The 17,134-nt window shown below is 44.1% G+C and carries 17 protein-coding genes and 6 pseudogenes; 1 reads left to right on the forward strand and 22 read right to left on the reverse strand.

The features are described 5' to 3' along the window. Nucleotides 1-74: 74 nt before the first annotated feature. The 14 genes and pseudogenes from R1Y93_RS11465 to R1Y93_RS11530 all read right to left on the reverse strand — a co-directional run bounded on the left by R1Y93_RS11465 (nt 75) and on the right by R1Y93_RS11530 (nt 8,672). Nucleotides 75-531, reverse strand: a pseudogene (locus tag R1Y93_RS11465) (single-stranded DNA-binding protein). 70 nt (nt 532-601) lie between these two features. Next, nucleotides 602-864 (reverse strand): annotated as a pseudogene (rpsF, locus tag R1Y93_RS11470) (30S ribosomal protein S6). 183 nt (nt 865-1,047) lie between these two features. After that, the gene (locus R1Y93_RS11475; protein ID WP_500822895.1) at nt 1,048-1,239 is read right to left on the reverse strand and encodes a DUF951 domain-containing protein; all 192 of its coding nucleotides are present in this window, start codon (nt 1,237-1,239) and stop codon (nt 1,048-1,050) included. Further along, nucleotides 1,223-1,972: an NAD-dependent protein deacylase gene (locus tag R1Y93_RS11480; RefSeq protein ID WP_500822896.1), complete on the reverse strand. Its 750-nt coding sequence runs from the start codon at nt 1,970-1,972 to the stop codon at nt 1,223-1,225. Before R1Y93_RS11480 ends, R1Y93_RS11475 begins: the two co-directional genes overlap by 17 nt. A 32-nt stretch (nt 1,973-2,004) precedes the next feature. Beyond that, a complete protein-coding gene (locus R1Y93_RS11485; protein ID WP_500822897.1) occupies nt 2,005-2,220 on the reverse strand; it encodes a hypothetical protein in 216 nt (71 codons plus the stop codon). 126 nt (nt 2,221-2,346) lie between these two features. After that, nucleotides 2,347-2,784: a hypothetical protein gene (locus R1Y93_RS11490; protein ID WP_500822898.1), complete on the reverse strand. Its 438-nt coding sequence runs from the start codon at nt 2,782-2,784 to the stop codon at nt 2,347-2,349. Between the two features lie 169 nt (nt 2,785-2,953). Further along, on the reverse strand, nt 2,954-3,511 hold the full coding sequence (locus R1Y93_RS11495) for a hypothetical protein (RefSeq protein ID WP_500822899.1): 558 nt from the start codon (nt 3,509-3,511) through the stop codon (nt 2,954-2,956). Then, nucleotides 3,448-4,101: a hypothetical protein gene (locus R1Y93_RS11500; RefSeq protein WP_500822900.1), complete on the reverse strand. Its 654-nt coding sequence runs from the start codon at nt 4,099-4,101 to the stop codon at nt 3,448-3,450. Before R1Y93_RS11500 ends, R1Y93_RS11495 begins: the two co-directional genes overlap by 64 nt. Nucleotides 4,102-4,157: 56 nt before the next feature. Beyond that, the gene (locus R1Y93_RS11505) at nt 4,158-4,415 is read right to left on the reverse strand and encodes an AAA family ATPase (protein WP_500822901.1); all 258 of its coding nucleotides are present in this window, start codon (nt 4,413-4,415) and stop codon (nt 4,158-4,160) included. A gap of 48 nt (nt 4,416-4,463) precedes the next feature. Continuing rightward, nucleotides 4,464-4,964, reverse strand: a complete 501-nt coding sequence (locus tag R1Y93_RS11510) for a VWA-like domain-containing protein (protein WP_500822902.1) — start codon at nt 4,962-4,964, stop codon at nt 4,464-4,466. Nucleotides 4,965-5,008: 44 nt separating this feature from the next. Continuing rightward, nucleotides 5,009-5,746, reverse strand: coding sequence for a hypothetical protein (locus R1Y93_RS11515; protein WP_500822903.1), 738 nt, complete (start codon nt 5,744-5,746; stop codon nt 5,009-5,011). Further along, nucleotides 5,706-6,047, reverse strand: coding sequence for a hypothetical protein (locus R1Y93_RS11520; RefSeq protein ID WP_500822904.1), 342 nt, complete (start codon nt 6,045-6,047; stop codon nt 5,706-5,708). The genes R1Y93_RS11515 and R1Y93_RS11520 overlap by 41 nt, the downstream gene beginning before the upstream one ends. Before the next feature lie 54 nt (nt 6,048-6,101). Next, nucleotides 6,102-7,430 (reverse strand): MATE family efflux transporter, encoded by a 1,329-nt coding sequence (locus tag R1Y93_RS11525; RefSeq protein ID WP_500822905.1) that lies wholly within the window; start codon nt 7,428-7,430, stop codon nt 6,102-6,104. Between the two features lie 15 nt (nt 7,431-7,445). After that, nucleotides 7,446-8,672: pseudogene (locus R1Y93_RS11530) on the reverse strand (6-phosphofructokinase). A 167-nt stretch (nt 8,673-8,839) separates the two neighbouring features. Here R1Y93_RS11530 and R1Y93_RS11535 point away from each other — a divergent pair. Continuing rightward, nucleotides 8,840-9,517 (forward strand): GTP pyrophosphokinase, encoded by a 678-nt coding sequence (locus R1Y93_RS11535; protein ID WP_500822906.1) that lies wholly within the window; start codon nt 8,840-8,842, stop codon nt 9,515-9,517. A gap of 81 nt (nt 9,518-9,598) precedes the next feature. On the opposite strand, the pseudogene R1Y93_RS11540 reads toward R1Y93_RS11535, so the two are convergent. The 8 genes and pseudogenes from R1Y93_RS11540 to R1Y93_RS11575 form a co-directional block, all read right to left on the reverse strand. Then, a pseudogene (locus R1Y93_RS11540) lies at nt 9,599-10,992 on the reverse strand (uracil-xanthine permease family protein). Between the two features lie 157 nt (nt 10,993-11,149). Beyond that, the gene (locus tag R1Y93_RS11545; protein ID WP_500822907.1) at nt 11,150-11,983 is read right to left on the reverse strand and encodes a trigger factor; all 834 of its coding nucleotides are present in this window, start codon (nt 11,981-11,983) and stop codon (nt 11,150-11,152) included. Continuing rightward, entirely contained in the window at nt 11,980-12,567 is a 588-nt protein-coding gene (locus R1Y93_RS11550; RefSeq protein WP_500822908.1) for a hypothetical protein, read from the reverse strand. The genes R1Y93_RS11545 and R1Y93_RS11550 overlap by 4 nt, the downstream gene beginning before the upstream one ends. A gap of 184 nt (nt 12,568-12,751) precedes the next feature. After that, nucleotides 12,752-13,746: pseudogene (locus R1Y93_RS11555) on the reverse strand (ABC transporter permease). After that, a pseudogene (locus R1Y93_RS11560) lies at nt 13,743-14,857 on the reverse strand (ABC transporter permease). The pseudogenes R1Y93_RS11555 and R1Y93_RS11560 overlap by 4 nt, the downstream one beginning before the upstream one ends. Further along, complete coding sequence (locus R1Y93_RS11565; RefSeq protein WP_500822911.1) at nt 14,854-16,443, reverse strand: ABC transporter ATP-binding protein; 1,590 nt, start codon at nt 16,441-16,443, stop codon at nt 14,854-14,856. Before R1Y93_RS11565 ends, R1Y93_RS11560 begins: the two are co-directional and overlap by 4 nt. A gap of 72 nt (nt 16,444-16,515) precedes the next feature. Beyond that, the gene (locus R1Y93_RS11570; RefSeq protein WP_500822909.1) at nt 16,516-16,686 is read right to left on the reverse strand and encodes a hypothetical protein; all 171 of its coding nucleotides are present in this window, start codon (nt 16,684-16,686) and stop codon (nt 16,516-16,518) included. Continuing rightward, nucleotides 16,683-17,134 (reverse strand): BMP family ABC transporter substrate-binding protein (locus R1Y93_RS11575; RefSeq protein ID WP_500822910.1); only part of this gene is annotated, 452 nt, incomplete at its 5' end. The genes R1Y93_RS11570 and R1Y93_RS11575, both read right to left, overlap by 4 nt.

Here is a 17,134-nt window from a genome sequence, read left to right on the forward strand (position 1 = left end):
CCTCTATTGCTGTAAGCCATGATTAGCTTCCTCCTATCTTCTTGTTATCATCCGTTTGTTCGTCTGAGAAACACCTAGTTAAAAGGCAGTTCCTCGTCAATTCCATCAGGGATGTTCATAAATCCGTCTGCACTTGCCGCACTTGGTGTAGGCATAGATGGTGCCGCAGCACTATTCTGAGGATGAGATGCAGTATAGGAATCACTGGAAGATTTACTCTCTGCAAACTCCTGCTCCTCAACTACAACCTCTGTTGTATAAACCTTCTGGCCGTCACGGTTCGGTATAACTGCCGGTCTGAATACGGCCTGTAACCGCAATCTTCAGTCCCTGTCTGAAATACTTCTCAGCAAATTCTGCTGTACGTCCAAAAGATACACAGCTGATAAAATCAGCGGATGCCTCGCCATCACGACGAAACCTCCGGTCCACTGCCAGTGTATATCTGGCGATTGCCAGTGCATTCTCCCCTGCGGAATATCTTACTTCAGGGTCTCTTGTTAAGCGTCCCATTAAAATTACTTTGTTCATTCTATTTACCTCTTTCGATCATCGGTTGAACGGGTTCTTAATGGTGCTTTCTGATTAATTGCCAAAAAGCTTATGCGTCTTTTCTGACAACTAAGTATCTTAATACATTGTCCATGATACGCATATGTCTTTCTACTTCTGCCGGACACTGAGCATCTGCTTCAAACTGAATGAAGTAGTAGAAGCCTTCATGCATTTTCTGAATCTCGTAAGCTAATTTCTTCTTACCCCATTCTTCAACTTCTGTGATCGCGCCGTTGTAACGTGTGATGTAGCCTTTAGCTTTCTCCAACTACTGCGTCACGTGCTTCGTCCTCAAGCTTTTGCGCTCAGAACGAACGCTAACTCGGAACTCGTTCATGCCTGTCTTAACCTCCTTATGGTCTTTCGGCCCTTTGCCTGTCAAAGAGCAAGGATATGAATATATCACGATTGTTGATTCTAACATACTTTCCCGGCTATGTAAAGCCCTATTTTTCTTTTTCTGATGATTTTATTTTTATTTTTCTGATGATTTTAATTTTTATTTTTCTGCAGATTCCTGGTATTTTTCTCCACCATCTTCCGCGGCACCATGATCTGGTGACCGCATCCTGTACATTTCAGCCTGAAATCCGCTCCTACACGAAGAATCTCCCAGTCTTTGCTGCCACAGGGATGTGTTTTTTTCAGAGTGACAATATCTCCCACTTCATAAAGAAGTCCCATGACTATGCTCCTTTACCTGTAATTGTGAAAACACCTGCCCAATCGGCTCCTGGATCAGAAGATCTGCATACCGGTCTCTGGGCGTAGGTGACTTGTTGATCACTACCAGATGATCTCCCTGAAAATAATCGATCAGTCCCGCTGCCGGATATACAGCCAGGGACGTACCTCCGATAATCAGTACCTGTGCCTGGGAAATAGCCTTCACTGCCTCTTCGATGGTATGTGTATCCAACCCTTCCTCATAGAGAACAACGTCTGGCTTAATGATCCCGCCGCAGCTGCATCTGGGCACTCCTTCTGAATGTTTCATATAAGAAAAATCATAAAACTTCCGGCATTTCATGCAGTAATTCCTGTATACACTGCCATGAAGCTCCAGCACATTCTGGCTTCCGGCCATCTGGTGAAGGTTATCAATATTCTGGGTGATCACAGCCTTAAGCCTGCCAGCCCTCTCCAGCTCTGCCAGCTTCTGGTGGGCTGCATTTGGCTTTGCAGTATCACACAGCATCTTATCTCTGTAAAACCTGAAAAACTCTTCCGGCTTTTTCATAAAAAAAGTATGGCTTAAGATCGTCTCCGGCGGATAATCATAGGTCTGATTATACAGCCCGTCCTGGCTTCTGAAATCCGGGATCCCGCTTTCTGTGGAAACACCCGCTCCGCCAAAGAATACAATATTATCATACTGATCCACAAGCTCCTGCAGTCTCGCTATCCCCTTCTCCATCACTACAGCCTCCTCATACTAATTATCCTTTTCTACATCCAAAGTATCAACTCTTTTACCCTGTACCACATAATTCTGGTGGATTCGTTGCCTGTACAGGTAGAAAGTGTAACGATCTTGTCCTGTATGGTAAGCGTACCCGGTGTGGTCTGGATCTCTGAAAGAGTTGGCATCTTGTCCAGATAATCCTGAAATTCCTTACCAGGTCCTTTAAACAGTGTATATGTATCACTATTTACTGCTGTCACATAAGCGGAAATAATCTCATACCGATAATCCTTCTCAGGTGTAAAAATCCAGAAATATTTGCTTTTCTTGTATGTTTCCTGTGTCTTTACTGAATTTTTTCAGCTGTCCGAACATAGAACCATTCTTCATATTGTGCCCGTATACCAGTGTATTACAATCGTTAAAATCTCCTGTGAATTCTCATAGTCAATGAAAATCGTGCCTGCAAAATTGTAATTCTTCTCATAGGTCATGTGAAGGTAAGTACTGTTATCCTTTCCCTTTACAACAGGATAGCTCACATTATCCAGCGCTTCCACATAAATCCATCCGATCACATCCGTATTCACACTGCGAAGAGTGTCAAAATCAATCTTCATAGGTGCTTTCAGATCAGATTTCTTTTCATCGTCTGTCTCCATGTCGATTGGATCCTCATCAGGATCACGCTCTGTCACTGCCATCTGTGCGATCTGGTTATATTCGTCAGATCCCTTTTTGTACTCTGTATAAATATGGTACAAGTTAAAAGCTGCATAGCAAAAAACTCCCACAGCCAGAAGCAGTACCAGAGTAAGCACCACATCACCGGCGGTTTTCTTTTTCTTTCTTTTTATTATCCTTCATAGCACGCCTCCTTATTTAATTATAGTAATCTCTTCCGGAAGTTGCAAGTATTATCTTGACTCCAAAGCCTGCTCACAGGCCTGCAAAAGCTGCTGCTGTTTTCCCGGCAACAGCTTGTCACTGAACTTAAAATAGGGTGCACAGCCATGCTCTGCAATAAAAGCAGAAGCCAGCGGATTCCCGGTAAGCCTGGTTACCATAAGCATCATCTCGGCTCCATCCCCAAAGGCCTTTTCCATAAAGGCAAAAGCTCTTGTAAGAGCATGTCCTGTCTGGGTACAAAGAACTTCTGTTTTTCTGCTTCTCTTCCTGAAAGAATATCTTTATTCTCTCAAATTGCTCTTCTCTTTCGGTAATATGAAGTTTCCTCAGTTCCAGATCATATCTTTCCATACATGCAATCGTCTGTCTCTCCAGCAACGCTTCCTCCATGGAAAGAAGACCTGCCGCTTTTCGTACTTCAAAGCTTTTCTTCTGATCCTTTATATACTGTCCAAGCCAGCTATCTGCTTCGGATCTTGTGTCCTTATCTGTTATGGGGTTATTTTTCAGTGCATACAGTTTATCATAAAGAAGAGACAGCCGCTTTTTGCCTATATCTGCACACATCAGCCGTTCATTCAGATCTTGCAGAAAAAGCCCGGTAACAGTAAGCCGTTCTTCTGCCGATCCATTCCTGGCCATATCCAGCTTTTCTTCCTCCATCTGCGTTGAAAGGCTTCCGTCCAGAATCTGGTGGATTCCATAATCTGTGCCATATTTTTGATAGATCTGGTAATAAGAAGTGAAATCCCTGCCAATTTCTTTTTCTGAATGAACTGCCAGATCAGATTCTCAGTCACTGGGATATCCAGATCTTCGTAGCTTTTCAGGATCCTGGACAAATCCTCCCATCCTCTTGCTGTAACAAAGGCTTTTTCTTCCCGGCTGTTCCTAATGTAGTAAAAACTGTCCCTATGAATATTAAGATAAGAAAGCACTGCTCCATGGATCTTATGCTGCCAGGCATATTCCATCCATGCCTCCAGATCCGGCTGGATCTCCATCTTCCGGACCCGATCCAAAGTTACAATATCAAACTCCCGGACAGACTTGTTATATCCGGATGGATTACCTGCTGCTACGATCAGCCACCCTGCCGGTACCTTATGTCCGCCAAAGGTTTTATTCTGAAGAAACTGAAGCATGGCTGGTGCAAGTGTCTCAGACACACAATTGATCTCATCCAGAAAACAGGATCCCTTCTTTCTTTCCTGTACTTTCCATCTTGGCATATACAGCTGCAATGATCTCACTCATGGTATATTCCGTAACATCCATGGAAATGCCCTCATATACCCTGGAAACGATCTTTGGAAGTCCTACTGCACTCTGACAGATGGTGTGTACATGTATAAGAAACAAGACCTATATTTTCTTCCTTCGCTACCTGCTCCATAATAGCGGTTTTACCAATGCCAGGTGCCCCTATCAGGAATAAAGGTCGTTGATGTACCATCGGATATGTATAATTCCCTTCTTCATCCTTTTTCAGATATGCATGCAGTGTATTCACAATTTCCTGTTTTGCCTCTTTAATATTCATCATCTTTACTCCCTGCAAACAGCTGCTTGCCGTTTTCCTGATTATTCTTTGTTATGTCCACACCTTTAATACGTAAGCCCAGGAAGGAACCATTTTCAAGGAATCTGTATCCTTCAAACATGCAAAGGCTGTATCATAGTCCGGCCTTCCTTCCGGATAGACTCCATCCCCATCTGTAAAATAGATCAAAGCCCCCAGATCCTTAAGCTGACCTTCCTTCCGAAGCTGATCCACATAACGGAAAACCTGGGCGAAAATCTGTTCCTCCACGTCCCTGATCTCTATTTTGTCCTCCAGTTTTCTCCAATCCTCTTCTCTGCGGATCACATCTGTTTTCTGGATACAACAGTCACACTGGATCAGATATACCTCCATCTCACTGAAAAAGTTTTCTTTGCTGCTTAAAATACTATATGTTTCCTCCAGAAACCTTTGTACAACAGCTGCAGAACAGGAGCCTGAGGTATCAATGGCGATCACCAGCTGGGAAAGCCGGCTGACTTCCTGATATTCCAATGGTTCGATCAGCGGAACATTCCCATAGTGCTCCATACCGTAGTTATAAAATATATAATCAAAGCTTTCCGTGTCCAGCTTTACTTCTTCCCGTGTATGAAAATATTTCTGACAGGAAATCCCCGGTAGTCATAATCCTTCCTGCCTGCAAGCCTGATTTCCTCCTGGCGCATGCCTGGAGACATACCAGCCCACAGTTTCTTTTTCTCTTTTCCTCTGGATATGGACAAAAGAACCTCTTTCCATTTCTTCCAGATTGCCTTAGAACCTGTCTGCTTTTCTCTCCATAAGCTGTGATCATCTATTCTTATACTTTTTTCCAGTTTTATCTGCTCTTCTTTCTTAAGACAGCACAATGTGTCATAGATCTGATAAGGAGAAAGCTCCTGTTCTTGATGTCCCCCAACCTTATTCCCGGTAATGGATGTGCATATCCTTTCCACAAACATGTCACAGGCAAGATCCCACAGATTTTCCTGCTCCTTTCCTGCTAAAAAGGGATGCAGATAAATACAGTGCAGGATCATATGCAGATAAGCCTTTGTAACATTCCCTGGATCCTCCTGATATTTCTGCAGAAGCCATACAGGAGAAAATAAAATTTTTACTCCATCCGTCCCTATCCCGGCAATTCTGTCATCTGCTTCCCACTGCAAAATAAACAGTGCCTGTTCAAAAGAGGGATACGATAAAAACAGCTGATTCCGACAATATTCAAGTATCTGTATGCCGATCTGTGCCTGGCTGCTGTCATAAGCACGCTTCCAGGAAGCTGTCCTATAAACCATATTCTCTGTCTTCATATCCGTATCTGTCATTTTTCTCCTTCATCAGCCAGACCAGGGCTTGTAATCTGCCTTCTTCCCTGGCAGTCCGTATGAAAGTCTCCAGTTCCTTTTGACCATACCAGCCCTGTTCAGCCAGTATTTCCATCTGTTCAATCTGCTGACTCCTGATCAGCGCCTCCATTGCCGGACGGATCCTTTTTTTCAGGTAAAAAGCATATTCCTTCTGCCGTTCATCTTCTCCATCAGAAGCAAAAAAGCCGTCCAGTGCTGCCTGCAGCCGGACCGGCTCTTGCCTGGCACTTCGGAACCTGCGGTATGTTTCGTCTTCCATAACCTGAGTCCTTTCCTGTTCCTTTCAGAGTACCATAACCTATAGTTTCTGTCATCAATAACTGTACCGTTTCCTGTATTTCAAAAGAAAAGCCACAGCCATTACAGCTCCCAGCCCTTCTGCAACTACAACTGCGCCCCAGATACCATTCAATCCAAATAACATAGGCATCAGGATCACCAGACCGCCACGTAAAAGGAAGGATCTTGTAAAAGAAAGCAATGCAGAAACCATTCCATTACAAAGTGCAGTAAAAAAAGAAGAAGCATAAATATTGATCCCACAAAACAGGTAGCACAACGCAAAAATACGAAATCCTCCAACTGTCATGTCAAGCAGCTGCTGATTGTAGCCTACAAAAGCAACGGACAGCGGATGACTGACTCCTTCTGAAACAGCTACCATTGCCACAGAAGTAATACCGATCACAGTCAGGCTTTTCCTGAAAATATTGTGAAGTTCCTGATGATTTCCTGCCCCATACTGATAGCTGACAATCGGTGCGCTTCCAGCCGAAAAGCCCAGAAATGCTGCTACAAATACAAAATCCACGTACATCATAACCGAATAAGCAGCCACACCACTCTCGCCGATGATCCGCATCAGCTGGATATTATATAAAATACCGATCACAGATGCTGAAATATTACTTAAAAGCTCAGAGGAGCCATTGGAACAGGCCAGAAGCAGCTGTCTTGGATAGAGACGGGTCTTGGTAAGGTGAAGGGCACGCTCCCTCTTCTTAAGGAAAAAGAAAAGAGGCAAAATACCGCCTACCACATAGCCCATCACTGTGGCAAGACCTGCGCCGGTGATCCCCAGGCCCAAAACTGCAATAAATACATAATCCAGAACCATATTGGTTATCCCGGACAGTATGGAAAGCACCAGTCCCAGCATTGGCCGTTCGCTGACCACAAAAAAATTCTGGAAACTGGTCTGAAGCATAAATGGAACACTTCCTGCAAGAAGAACTGCTCCATAGCTGATACAGTCATCAATCAGAAGCTCACTGGCACCGGCAGCCCACATAATAGGCTCTACAAGCAGCACTGTGATAACGGAAAGCAGACCTCCCACAATCATGATCGTATAGATGATCATTGAAAAATACCGGTCAGCCAGCTCTTTATTGCCTTCCCCTAAAGTTCTGGCTACCAAAGCGCTGCCGCCTGTACCCAGCATAAAGCCTATGGCTCCTATGATCATGGCAATGGGAAAAGCGATATTCACTGCTGAAAGTGCCATATCTCCAACAAGATTGGACACAAACAGCCCGTCTACCACACTGTATAACGATGCTATTACCATTGTCACTATAGAAGGAAGTGTAAATCTTAACAGTCTTCCATAGCTAAAATGATCGGATAATCTGATCTTCATAAACAAAAACCTTTCTTATTTTCTATATGCGAAAAGAGGAAGGCCATTATCATCCAATGGAAGGGAAACCACTCCCTGGATCAAAGGCATTGCATACTGTATAAAGTCGTCTGTCATATCATTGCCAGCTTCTGCGATCCATGAAACAGGAACAGGCTTTTCTTTATTGCAGATCTCATTTACATCTTCCAACCCATAATTCAGTACATATTCATCCTTTTCGCTGTCTCGTATAAAGGACACCATCTGTCCTGTTTCACCCTGTACAGCAGCCTTTACACCAAATGCTCCGGCCTCCATAGCCTCTTTCTGGTCTGCAGCAGAGAGCATAGCTGTAGAACATCTCTGATTTACATTCAGTTCTACAGACCTTACCTTTACCTGAAGACGGCTTCGTACCAGGTTCTCCAGATACTTTCCGCAACCTGTAAGCATTTTGTGCCCGAAATTGTCAGTGCATACATCATTCTCATATTCGCAGATAAAGGTTCCTTTTTTCATCCCTGATCCCTTCAGATACACATACCACCACATTACAGTTCTTATCAAAAGCATGCTCCACATCCATCAGGAATTTTTCTGTGTCAAAAGCTTTTTCCGGCAAATATACAAGAAGCGGATTATCTCCTGAATATTTCCTGGCAAGCACGGAAGCAGCAGTCAGCCAGCCTGCATGACGACCCATGATCTCAACAATTGTAACAGATTTTTTCTCATAAACATTAGCATCAACAACAATCTCCCGCACGGTAGACGCCACATATCTGGCAGCACTTCCATATCCGGGTGTATGGTCTGTCTTCACCAGGTCATTATCAATGGTCTTGGGAATCCCCAGGATCCGCACGTCACTGCCGATCCTTTTTCCATACCGTGACAGCTTACTTACTGTATCCATGGAATCATTGCCGCCTATATATACAAAATAGCCAATATTCATATCATGAAAGCTGGCAAAGATCTGCTTATATGCCAGATCATCCAGATCCTCAGGAAGCTTATGTCTGCAAGAACCAAGATATGCCCCTGGTGTATATTTCAGTGTTTCCAAAGCTTCCCCGGAAGCGCCACTTCAAAATCCAGAACCTGTCCTTTCAGAAATCCCTCGATTCCATTTACCATTCCATAAATACGGTCAACTTCAGCCTGATCTCTTCCCTCTTTAACAACGCCATAAAGACTGCTGTTGATTACAGCGGTCGGTCCTCCTGACTGTCCCACGATCAGATTTTTTCTGTCCATATCATAGCCCTCCTTCTTATGATCTGTAAATCAGTCCTCTCATTATATATGAAAACCTCTAAAAAGTAAATGTGATATAGCCATTCATTGCTTTACTATATCCTTTTTATCCCTTATAATGAAAATAATGATACGCATTACAATAACATTAAAAGAAGGTTTTACATATGGACAACAAGCTTAATCTCCCTTTCCTGGACACACCGGATCCGGAAAGATTTATCAAAAACGCAGCTAAGTTCAGTGATCTTATGATGATGTACCGCTGTACCATCCGGGAACTCCAGACCAAACTGGAAGTACTGAATGATGAATTTTCCATTGAAAATAAAAGAAATCCTATTTCTTTTATTAAGACAAGAATAAAAAAGCCTGAAAGTATTTACCGGAAGCTTCAAAAGCTTGGCTATGAATTTTCTGCTGAGAATATTCAGGAACAGTTGAATGATGTAGCCGGTGTCCGGGTTGTCTGCGCATTCATTGACGATATTTATACGGTTGCAGATCTGCTGGCCAGCCAGGATGATATCAAGGTACTGCAGATCAAGGATTATATAAAGAATCCCAAGCCCAATGGCTATCGCAGCTATCATATGATCGTTGAGATCCCGGTTTTCTTTTCCCGCGGTAAAACACCTATGCGTGCGGAAATCCAGATCCGTACCAATGGCATGGATTTCTGGGCTACTCTGGAGCATCAGCTGCGTTACAAAAAGGGCATTGAAGAGATGGAAGGCTATGATCAGATCAGTGCAGAACTTTTAGAATCTGCTCATGCCATGATCGAGATGGATAATGAAATGCAGCATATCAAAGACATGATCGGACAATTTCACGAATTATAAAGCTATCATTTTATACAAAAGAGTGTGCTGCACATTTCTGTATCAGCACACTCTTTCTTTTTTCGTATTTAGTTTTTAATTTTATTCACCGAATTCTTTGTGATCTTCATCCAGCTTATGTTTGATCTCAATCTTTTGTTGCGCCTCTTCCTTCTCTTCTTCCCGTGTCTTTGGAAGGATAATGTTCATGATCACCGCTATAATCGTTGCCAGCACCACCGGGGATTTCCCAAAGATGGTGGTAACCCACGCCGGAAAGCCAGCCAGTGCTGCAGTTGCCTGGGACACTCCCATTCCCAGTGCTGCTGCAAGACCAACGATGGATGAATTCCGATAATCCATTTCTGCTGAAGCAACCAGCTTCATACCTGTCATGGCAATGGATGCAAATACAGAAACTGTAGCGCCTCCAAGCACACACTGGGGAATCGTAGTAAGAATGGCAGAAAACTTGGGAACAATCCCTGCAATGCCAAGGATCACAGCCGCCAGTCCCAGTACCCATCGGTTAATTACCTTTGTAGTAGTAACGATTCCCACATTCTGACTGTATGTGGCAGTGGGCAGGCCTCCTGCCAAGGCTCCCACAATATTGGAGATACCGTAGCCAACAATTCCTTTCTGTAATTCCTCATCCTTCGGTGTTCTGTTCATAGCACCGATGGTCGTTGCTGAATAATCACCAATAGCCTGAATGGAATTGATCGCAAACAATATACCGATGGCAATACAGGAAGATGGCTCAAACTCAATGCCAAAATGAAGCAGAGACGGAAGCTGACAGACTCCTGCTTCTCCTATACTTGAAAAATCAACCATTCCAAAAGGAATCGCCACCAGGTATCCTGCAATGATGCCGATCAGAATAGATGCCAGCTTCCAGATCCCTTTTCCGAAATGATTCAGCACGGTTACTACGATCAATGTAAAGAATGCAATCGCCCAGTTCTGCCAGGAGCCATAGTCCGGACTGCTGACCCCGCCAGCCATGTAGTTGATGGCAGTGGGATATAATGACAGACCAATGGTAAATACAACTGTTCCAGTGATCAACGGTGGAAAAAAGACCCTGATCTTCTTTACCAGCAATCCCATTACCACAGCCACAAAACCGCCTGCCAGTTCTGCGCCCATAATCGCTGCAATCCCATAAGACTCTGCGATTGCCTGCATACTGGGCACATAAGCAAAGCTTACTCCCATGATGATGGGTAATCCTGATCCAATAGCAAACCTGGCTTTTCCTCCGATTGGAAAAAGCTGCAGCAGCGTAGACAACGCTGCCATTACCAATGCAGACTGAATCAGTATTACCTGTTCTTCTCTGGATAGACCCCCCCGGGAATTGCTCCGGAAATAATGATTGCCGGCGTAACGCAGCCTACGATCATAGCTACTACATGCTGCATAGCAAGCGGAAATGCTTCTGCAAGGCGTGGAATCCCATCAGTTTCAAAAATACTGCCCCTCTTCATTACAACCTCCCAATGTGTTTTTGAATACTTTCAGCATTCTTGATTCCATCATACCATCTCATGTACAAAAAAGCAATTCATCTTCCTATTCTGATGCAGCTTCATCCTGGGCTAATTCTTCCTATTCTGATGCAGTTTCATCCTATGCCAATTCTTCCTATTCTGATGCAGTTTCATCCTGTGCCAATTCTTCCTCATTCTGGATCTCGTCCAGCATCAGGTCATCTCCCTCACCGATCTCCTCATCTGTAGCTTCAGCCTCTTCAGATGGGGCTTCTGTAGATGGCTTCTCAGTGATCTTTGCAGAATCATATAATAAGTCTTTTACCTTTTCGTCGAAAAGATTCTCTACCAGATATTCTCTGGTATAACCGGCCTCAAAAGAAGCCGCATCCTCTCCGTAATAGTCTGCATTCTGCGTCACATAATCCTTGTATTCCTCTCCGTCTGCAGTGATGTTATTGGCTTTACAGTATGCACTGATAAACAGATATCTGTTTACAAGCTTCTCCGTTTCTGACTGTACATCCTCATCTGTAATGCCAAACATCTCCAGCACATCATCAATGGTATTATCCTCTCCTACAAACATGGAATAGCTGGAAAGGATCTCTTCTTTGCACTGATCATACAGCTCCTGTGGATATCCGTCGAATGTAGCATTTGCCATCGCTGCCTCCAGCAGGGACTCTGTTGCATCATAATAGCTTCTGCTGGTATATTCCTCCTCCAGATACTCCCGAATGGACTGCTCATATTCTTCAAGAGTTGTATATTCTGTATTTTCTTTTACATAATCCAGGTTGTACTCAGGTACTTCAACCTGTACCACATCAGAAACCTCAACGGAAAAATCCACCGTCTGTCCGGCCCATTCCTCCATCCACATATCTTCATCATAGGAAACAGAAAAGTCCAGCTTATCCCCTGCGGATACGCCTGTAAGCTTCTCATCGAATTCAGCACCATAATCCTCCTGCCCAAGGATCACAGAAGAATCCTCCTCCTACCATCCTGGGAATCATCCCCTTCTACTTTATAGGTCATTGTGAAGTATACGGTATCTCCCTCTACAGAAGGCTTATCTGTGGAAATCTCCTCAGAAGACTCGGAAAGCTCAGAATCGATCTCATCCTGTACCATATCATCTGTGATCTCATATGTGTACTGAACAGCCTCCAGATCCTTGGTCTCCCCAAGAGTCACATATTTGTCCGCATCCTGGATCAGATAATCTGCCGGAACTACCTTAGAGAGATCTTCTTCCTCCAGCCCGATATCCTCACCTTCCTCTGTATCTGTCAGATCCTGTTCGCCCTCATCTGTACTATCATCGGCTTCACCACTTTCATCTGTTTCACCACTATCATCTGCTGCTGTCTCATCCTGTGCATCCTCTTCAGAAGCAGACTCCTGATCTGGTGCATCTGTTGCTTCTGCTGTCTTTGTCTCTTCTGTTGTTTCTGTTGTTTCTGTTGTTTCTTTTGTTTCTTTCTTTTCTGCATTGTTACTGCCACAGCCGGCCACAAAAAGGGCTGCCACAAGGCATGCTGCAAGATATTTACGCTTAATCATTCACAAAATTCCTTTCTTGAATACACATAAAAGCATGTAATCCTAAATCCATTAATTTTTTGTTACTGTACCACTACCGTATGGTTACTATAGCATAAAAAAAAGGAGAATGTAAACATTCCCCTTTAAAAGTCACAAAGATTTCACGTTTATCGGTTGCTGGTCACGGAGTGAACAGTTACGTTTATCGTTCCTCACGGAAATAAGAAAGTCCCAGACTTTCCGGAGGTTGATTCTCCTTCTTCTTCCGGAAGCTTACAACCACCAGCACAATGATGGTCACCACATATGGCACCATTTGTACAAGGTCAGTCACATATCCGGCCACCTTCACTCCCAGCATATTTGGAAGGAACTGATACAGCCAGTAAAGCATACCAAAAAGATAAGCTCCCCAGATACCATTTAAAGGCTTCCAGGTGGTAAAGATAACCAGTGCTACTGCCAGCCATCCAAGAGCCTCGATCTGGCCGGTAGTTGCCCAGATCCCCTGGTTGTAATCCAGCACACATAATAAAGACCGCCGATACCTGACAATCCTGCACCAACACAGGTAGCCAGATATTTGTATTTTGTTACATTAATACCTGCTGCATCTGCAGTTCCCGGATTCTCGCCAACTGCACGCAGATTCAGACCCACCCTGGTCTTATTCAGGAAATAATGAAGCACAATGGCAATAATGATTGCTGCATATGCAAGGAATCCATAAGGGAATATTACCTTGCTTACGATCCCAAGCTTAGAAGAAAGGAAGGGGATCTTCTTTGAAAATGCAGAATAGGCAAGCGGTGCAGCTGTATAGCTGGCTCCATTTAAAATAAATACGCCAAAGAAATTAGCAACTCCCATACCAAAGGTAGTAAGAGCAAGACCTGTCACATTCTGATTGGCACGCAGGGTAATAGTCAGGAAGCTGAAAATCAATCCTCCAAATGCAGAAGCAGCAATGGCTGCAAACAGGGCAATGATCACGCAGATCCAGCCCTTTGGATCTGAGGACAATTTCTCATAGTAATAAGAACTTGCAAATCCGGCAAAGCCTCCCAGATACATGATCCCAGGTACACCTAAGTTAAGGTTTCCTGATTTTTCTGTGATCGTCTCACCCATAGATCCAAACATAATGATCGTTCCAAAAGGAATCGCCCGGATGATCCATGCAATTAACGTACTCATTCCTGCACCTCCTTCTGTTTTGAACCACGAAATACCATTTTGTAATTAATGAAAAACTCACTTCCCAGGATAAAGAACAGAATAACACCTTCGATAATACTTGCAGCATAATCATTCAGGCTGTAAGCAGAAGCGATCTCTGCTGCTCCTCTGGAAAGGAAAACAAGAAGAAAGGAAATCAACGCCATGTAAAAGGTATTAAACTTGGCCAGCCATGCAACAATAATAGCAGTAAATCCCTGTCCTCCGGCAGAGGATGTGGAAATCGTCTGATCTCTTCCTGCCACAACCAGGAAACCTGCAAGTCCGCAGGAATCGCACCGGATATCAACATGGTACGGATCGTTACCCTTTTAACATTAATACCTGCTATATCTGGGTCTGTGTTTTCAGACTCACCAACAACCGTGATCTCATATCCCTGCTTGGAATATTTCAGATAAAAATACATTACAAACATCAGGATAAATACAACCAGGATATTAATGTTGTAACGCTGTCCGAAAAACTGGGGGAACCAGCCTGCCTGGGTAGACATATTCAGTTTTCCAAGACTGGATGCCTTTCCACGCATAATATTGGTCATACAGGCAACGATACTGGTTGCCACATAGTTCATCATCAAAGTAAACAGAGTCTCATTTGTATTCCAATATGCCTTAAAAACAGCAGGGATCAATCCCCAGATACCTCCTGCAATAATGCTTGCAAGGAACATAACCAGAAGCAGTGCAGGTGTTGGAAGACTCTGTCCGCATTTTACCATAACCAGTGCTGTGGCAAGACCGCCTGCAAGAACCTGTCCTTCTGCACCGATATTCCAGAATTTCATTTTAAATGCAGGAGCCAGTGCAATACCAATACAAAGCAGGGTTACCATATGACGAAGTGCCCATGAAAAACGAATGGATGTCATAAAGGTTCCGTTAAACATAACCCCGTATACAGAAATGGGATTCAGCCCTGTAACAGCAAAGATAAAAATCGCATCCACGACAAGTGCAAGCACAATGGCAAGCGCACGGATCAGCACTTTATTACCTATGGAAGCGCCATCCCGCTTGATGAGACGTACAAAAGGCTCTTTTATTTTCTTAGTTTCACTGCTCATTCCTGTGCACCAGCCTTTCTCAGATTTGTCATAAGAAGACCCACTTCTTCCTTTGTGATCGTACGTGCATCTACCATTCCGTTTGCTTTTCCATCACACAGAACAAGGATCCTGTCACACAGGTCGATCAGTACGTCCAGATCCTCACCTACGTATACCACTGCCACACCATGACGTTTTTCTTCATCCAGCAGATTGTAAATAGTATAAGAAGTATTAATATCAAGTCCACGCACTGCATAAGCGGTCATAAGGACTGTAGGTTCTTCTGCAATCTCACGGCCCACAAGAACCTTCTGCACATTACCACCGGACAGTCTGGATACCGGAGTATTGATGCTTGGTGTAACCACTTCCAGTTCATCACGGACCTTCTCGGCCATCTTCTTAGGTCCTTTCATCTCTGTAAGGAATGAACGGCCTGCACCATAGGTTTTCAAAAGCATGTTTCCGGTCATACCCATAGAGCCAACCAGTCCCATTCCCAGACGATCCTCAGGTACAAAAGCAAGATGAACTCCTGCATCACGGATCTTCTTTGGTGTTTTGCCGATCAGCTGCAATGGCTTATCTTCTTTTCCTTTTTCGTAGAACTTTATGCTGCTTCCCTCGGCAGTGACCTGAAGACCTGCAATGGACTCCAGCAGTTCTTTCTGTCCATTCCCGGAAATACCGGCAATGCCAAGGATCTCACCGCCATAAGCATCAAAGCTTACATCATCCAGTACCTTTACGCCTTCCCGGTTATAAACAGTAAGATTAGAAACAGAAAGACGTTTTACTGTATCCTTCGGCTGGGTACGTTCAATATTCAGCTCTACCTTTTTTCCTACCATCATCTCTGTAAGAGACCCTTCAGTAGCGTCTTTTGTCTCAACTGTATCCACATATTCCCCTTTTCTCAGGATCGCCACCCGATCTGAGATAGCCAGCACTTCATGCAGCTTATGGGTAATAATGATCACAGACTTGTGATCCTTCTTCATATTGCGGATCACGGCGAACAATCTTTCTGTTTCCTGTGGGGTAAGTACTGCAGTAGGCTCATCCAGGATCAGGATCTCTGCACCTCTGTACAGAACCTTGACGATCTCCAGGGTCTGCTTCTGAGATACACTCATCTCATATACTTTCTGGTCCAGATTCAGGTCAAAGTGATACTTCTCACAGATGGCCTTTGCCTTGGCCCTGATGGCTTTCATATCAAATTTTTCTTTTTTCTCAAGTCCAAGGGCAATATTCTCAACTGCTGAGAACACATCGATCAGCTTAAAATGCTGATGGATCATTCCGATGCCAAGATCGTAGGCATCCTTGGGAGAACGTATCTCCACAGGTGTTCCGTTCACACGGATCTCTCCGGAATCCGGGAAATAAATACCTGCGATCATATTCATAAGTGTGGTCTTCCCGCTTCCGTTCTCGCCCAGCAGGGACAGGATCTCACCTTTCCTTACGTTCAGTGTTACGCCTTTATTGGCAATTACCTTACCGAATGTTTTGGTAACATTCGTCAACTGAATTGCATATTCCAAACTCCTATGCCTCCCTTCTGTATTAATGTCTGTATGCGGGGGCTTTTGCATCTCAGACAAATAAAGAGGGCTGCCGCATGAACCTTGCAGTCTATGCAGCAACCCCTTTGTATACCAGCTAAATTACTCTACTGCTTCTGCGTCCTCTGTGATTCCATCAATACGAAGTGTGAAATATGGTGCGCTTCTGAAGGTAGACTCTGCAAAATGTCCATCCTCGATGGCTTCCACTGTATCTCCCTGGTAAATAACAGATGCCGGATCTGTGGAGAAATCCAGTGAACGCAAGATCACAAGGTGCACTTGTAACTTCTTGCACCGTCAACTGTAAACGTAGATGTATCAAATACCTGAAGAGAACCATCTTTGATCTTATTCTCAACATCCTCTACGTACTCTGCTGTGCCTTCTGCACAGGACTCACCAAGATCTGTAATGCCTACAGCATCATCTGCAAATCCCTTGGACCAATCCTGCTCAAGATCGCCGCCACCCATAACGGTAGAAATTGCATATTTGTAATATGCTTCCCAGTTATTGGTTGCAGATGTAAGAGCTGCTGTAGGAGCAGTTGCGATCATGTCGATGTTATAACCAACAGAATAGCAGATCTTACCACTGTCAAGAAGCTTCTGGGTAGCTGCCGGAGCACCTGTGGAATCTGCATGCTGTCCGATGATCACAGAACCATTTGCGATCAGTGCCTCTGCTGCTGCACCCTCTTTGTCAATATCAGTCCAGC

The organism is Blautia sp. HA3515, from assembly GCF_059933065.1.

Coding starts and splice junctions, on each gene's coding strand:
- R1Y93_RS11510 (WP_500822902.1), bottom strand. CDS start 4,964: ATGGAGCACTATGGGAATGTTCCGCTGATCGAACCATTGGAATATCAG.
- R1Y93_RS11500 (WP_500822900.1), bottom strand. CDS start 4,101: ATGCCAAGATGGAAAGTACAGGAAAGAAAGAAGGGATCCTGTTTTCTG.
- R1Y93_RS11515 (WP_500822903.1), bottom strand. CDS start 5,746: ATGACAGATACGGATATGAAGACAGAGAATATGGTTTATAGGACAGCT.
- R1Y93_RS11525 (WP_500822905.1), bottom strand. CDS start 7,430: ATGAAGATCAGATTATCCGATCATTTTAGCTATGGAAGACTGTTAAGA.
- R1Y93_RS11475 (WP_500822895.1), bottom strand. CDS start 1,239: ATGGGACTTCTTTATGAAGTGGGAGATATTGTCACTCTGAAAAAAACA.
- R1Y93_RS11550 (WP_500822908.1), bottom strand. CDS start 12,567: ATGATTAAGCGTAAATATCTTGCAGCATGCCTTGTGGCAGCCCTTTTT.
- R1Y93_RS11520 (WP_500822904.1), bottom strand. CDS start 6,047: ATGGAAGACGAAACATACCGCAGGTTCCGAAGTGCCAGGCAAGAGCCG.
- R1Y93_RS11535 (WP_500822906.1), top strand. CDS start 8,840: ATGGACAACAAGCTTAATCTCCCTTTCCTGGACACACCGGATCCGGAA.
- R1Y93_RS11565 (WP_500822911.1), bottom strand. CDS start 16,443: ATGCAAAAGCCCCCGCATACAGACATTAATACAGAAGGGAGGCATAGG.
- R1Y93_RS11495 (WP_500822899.1), bottom strand. CDS start 3,511: ATGGCCAGGAATGGATCGGCAGAAGAACGGCTTACTGTTACCGGGCTT.
- R1Y93_RS11480 (WP_500822896.1), bottom strand. CDS start 1,972: ATGGAGAAGGGGATAGCGAGACTGCAGGAGCTTGTGGATCAGTATGAT.
- R1Y93_RS11505 (WP_500822901.1), bottom strand. CDS start 4,415: ATGATGAATATTAAAGAGGCAAAACAGGAAATTGTGAATACACTGCAT.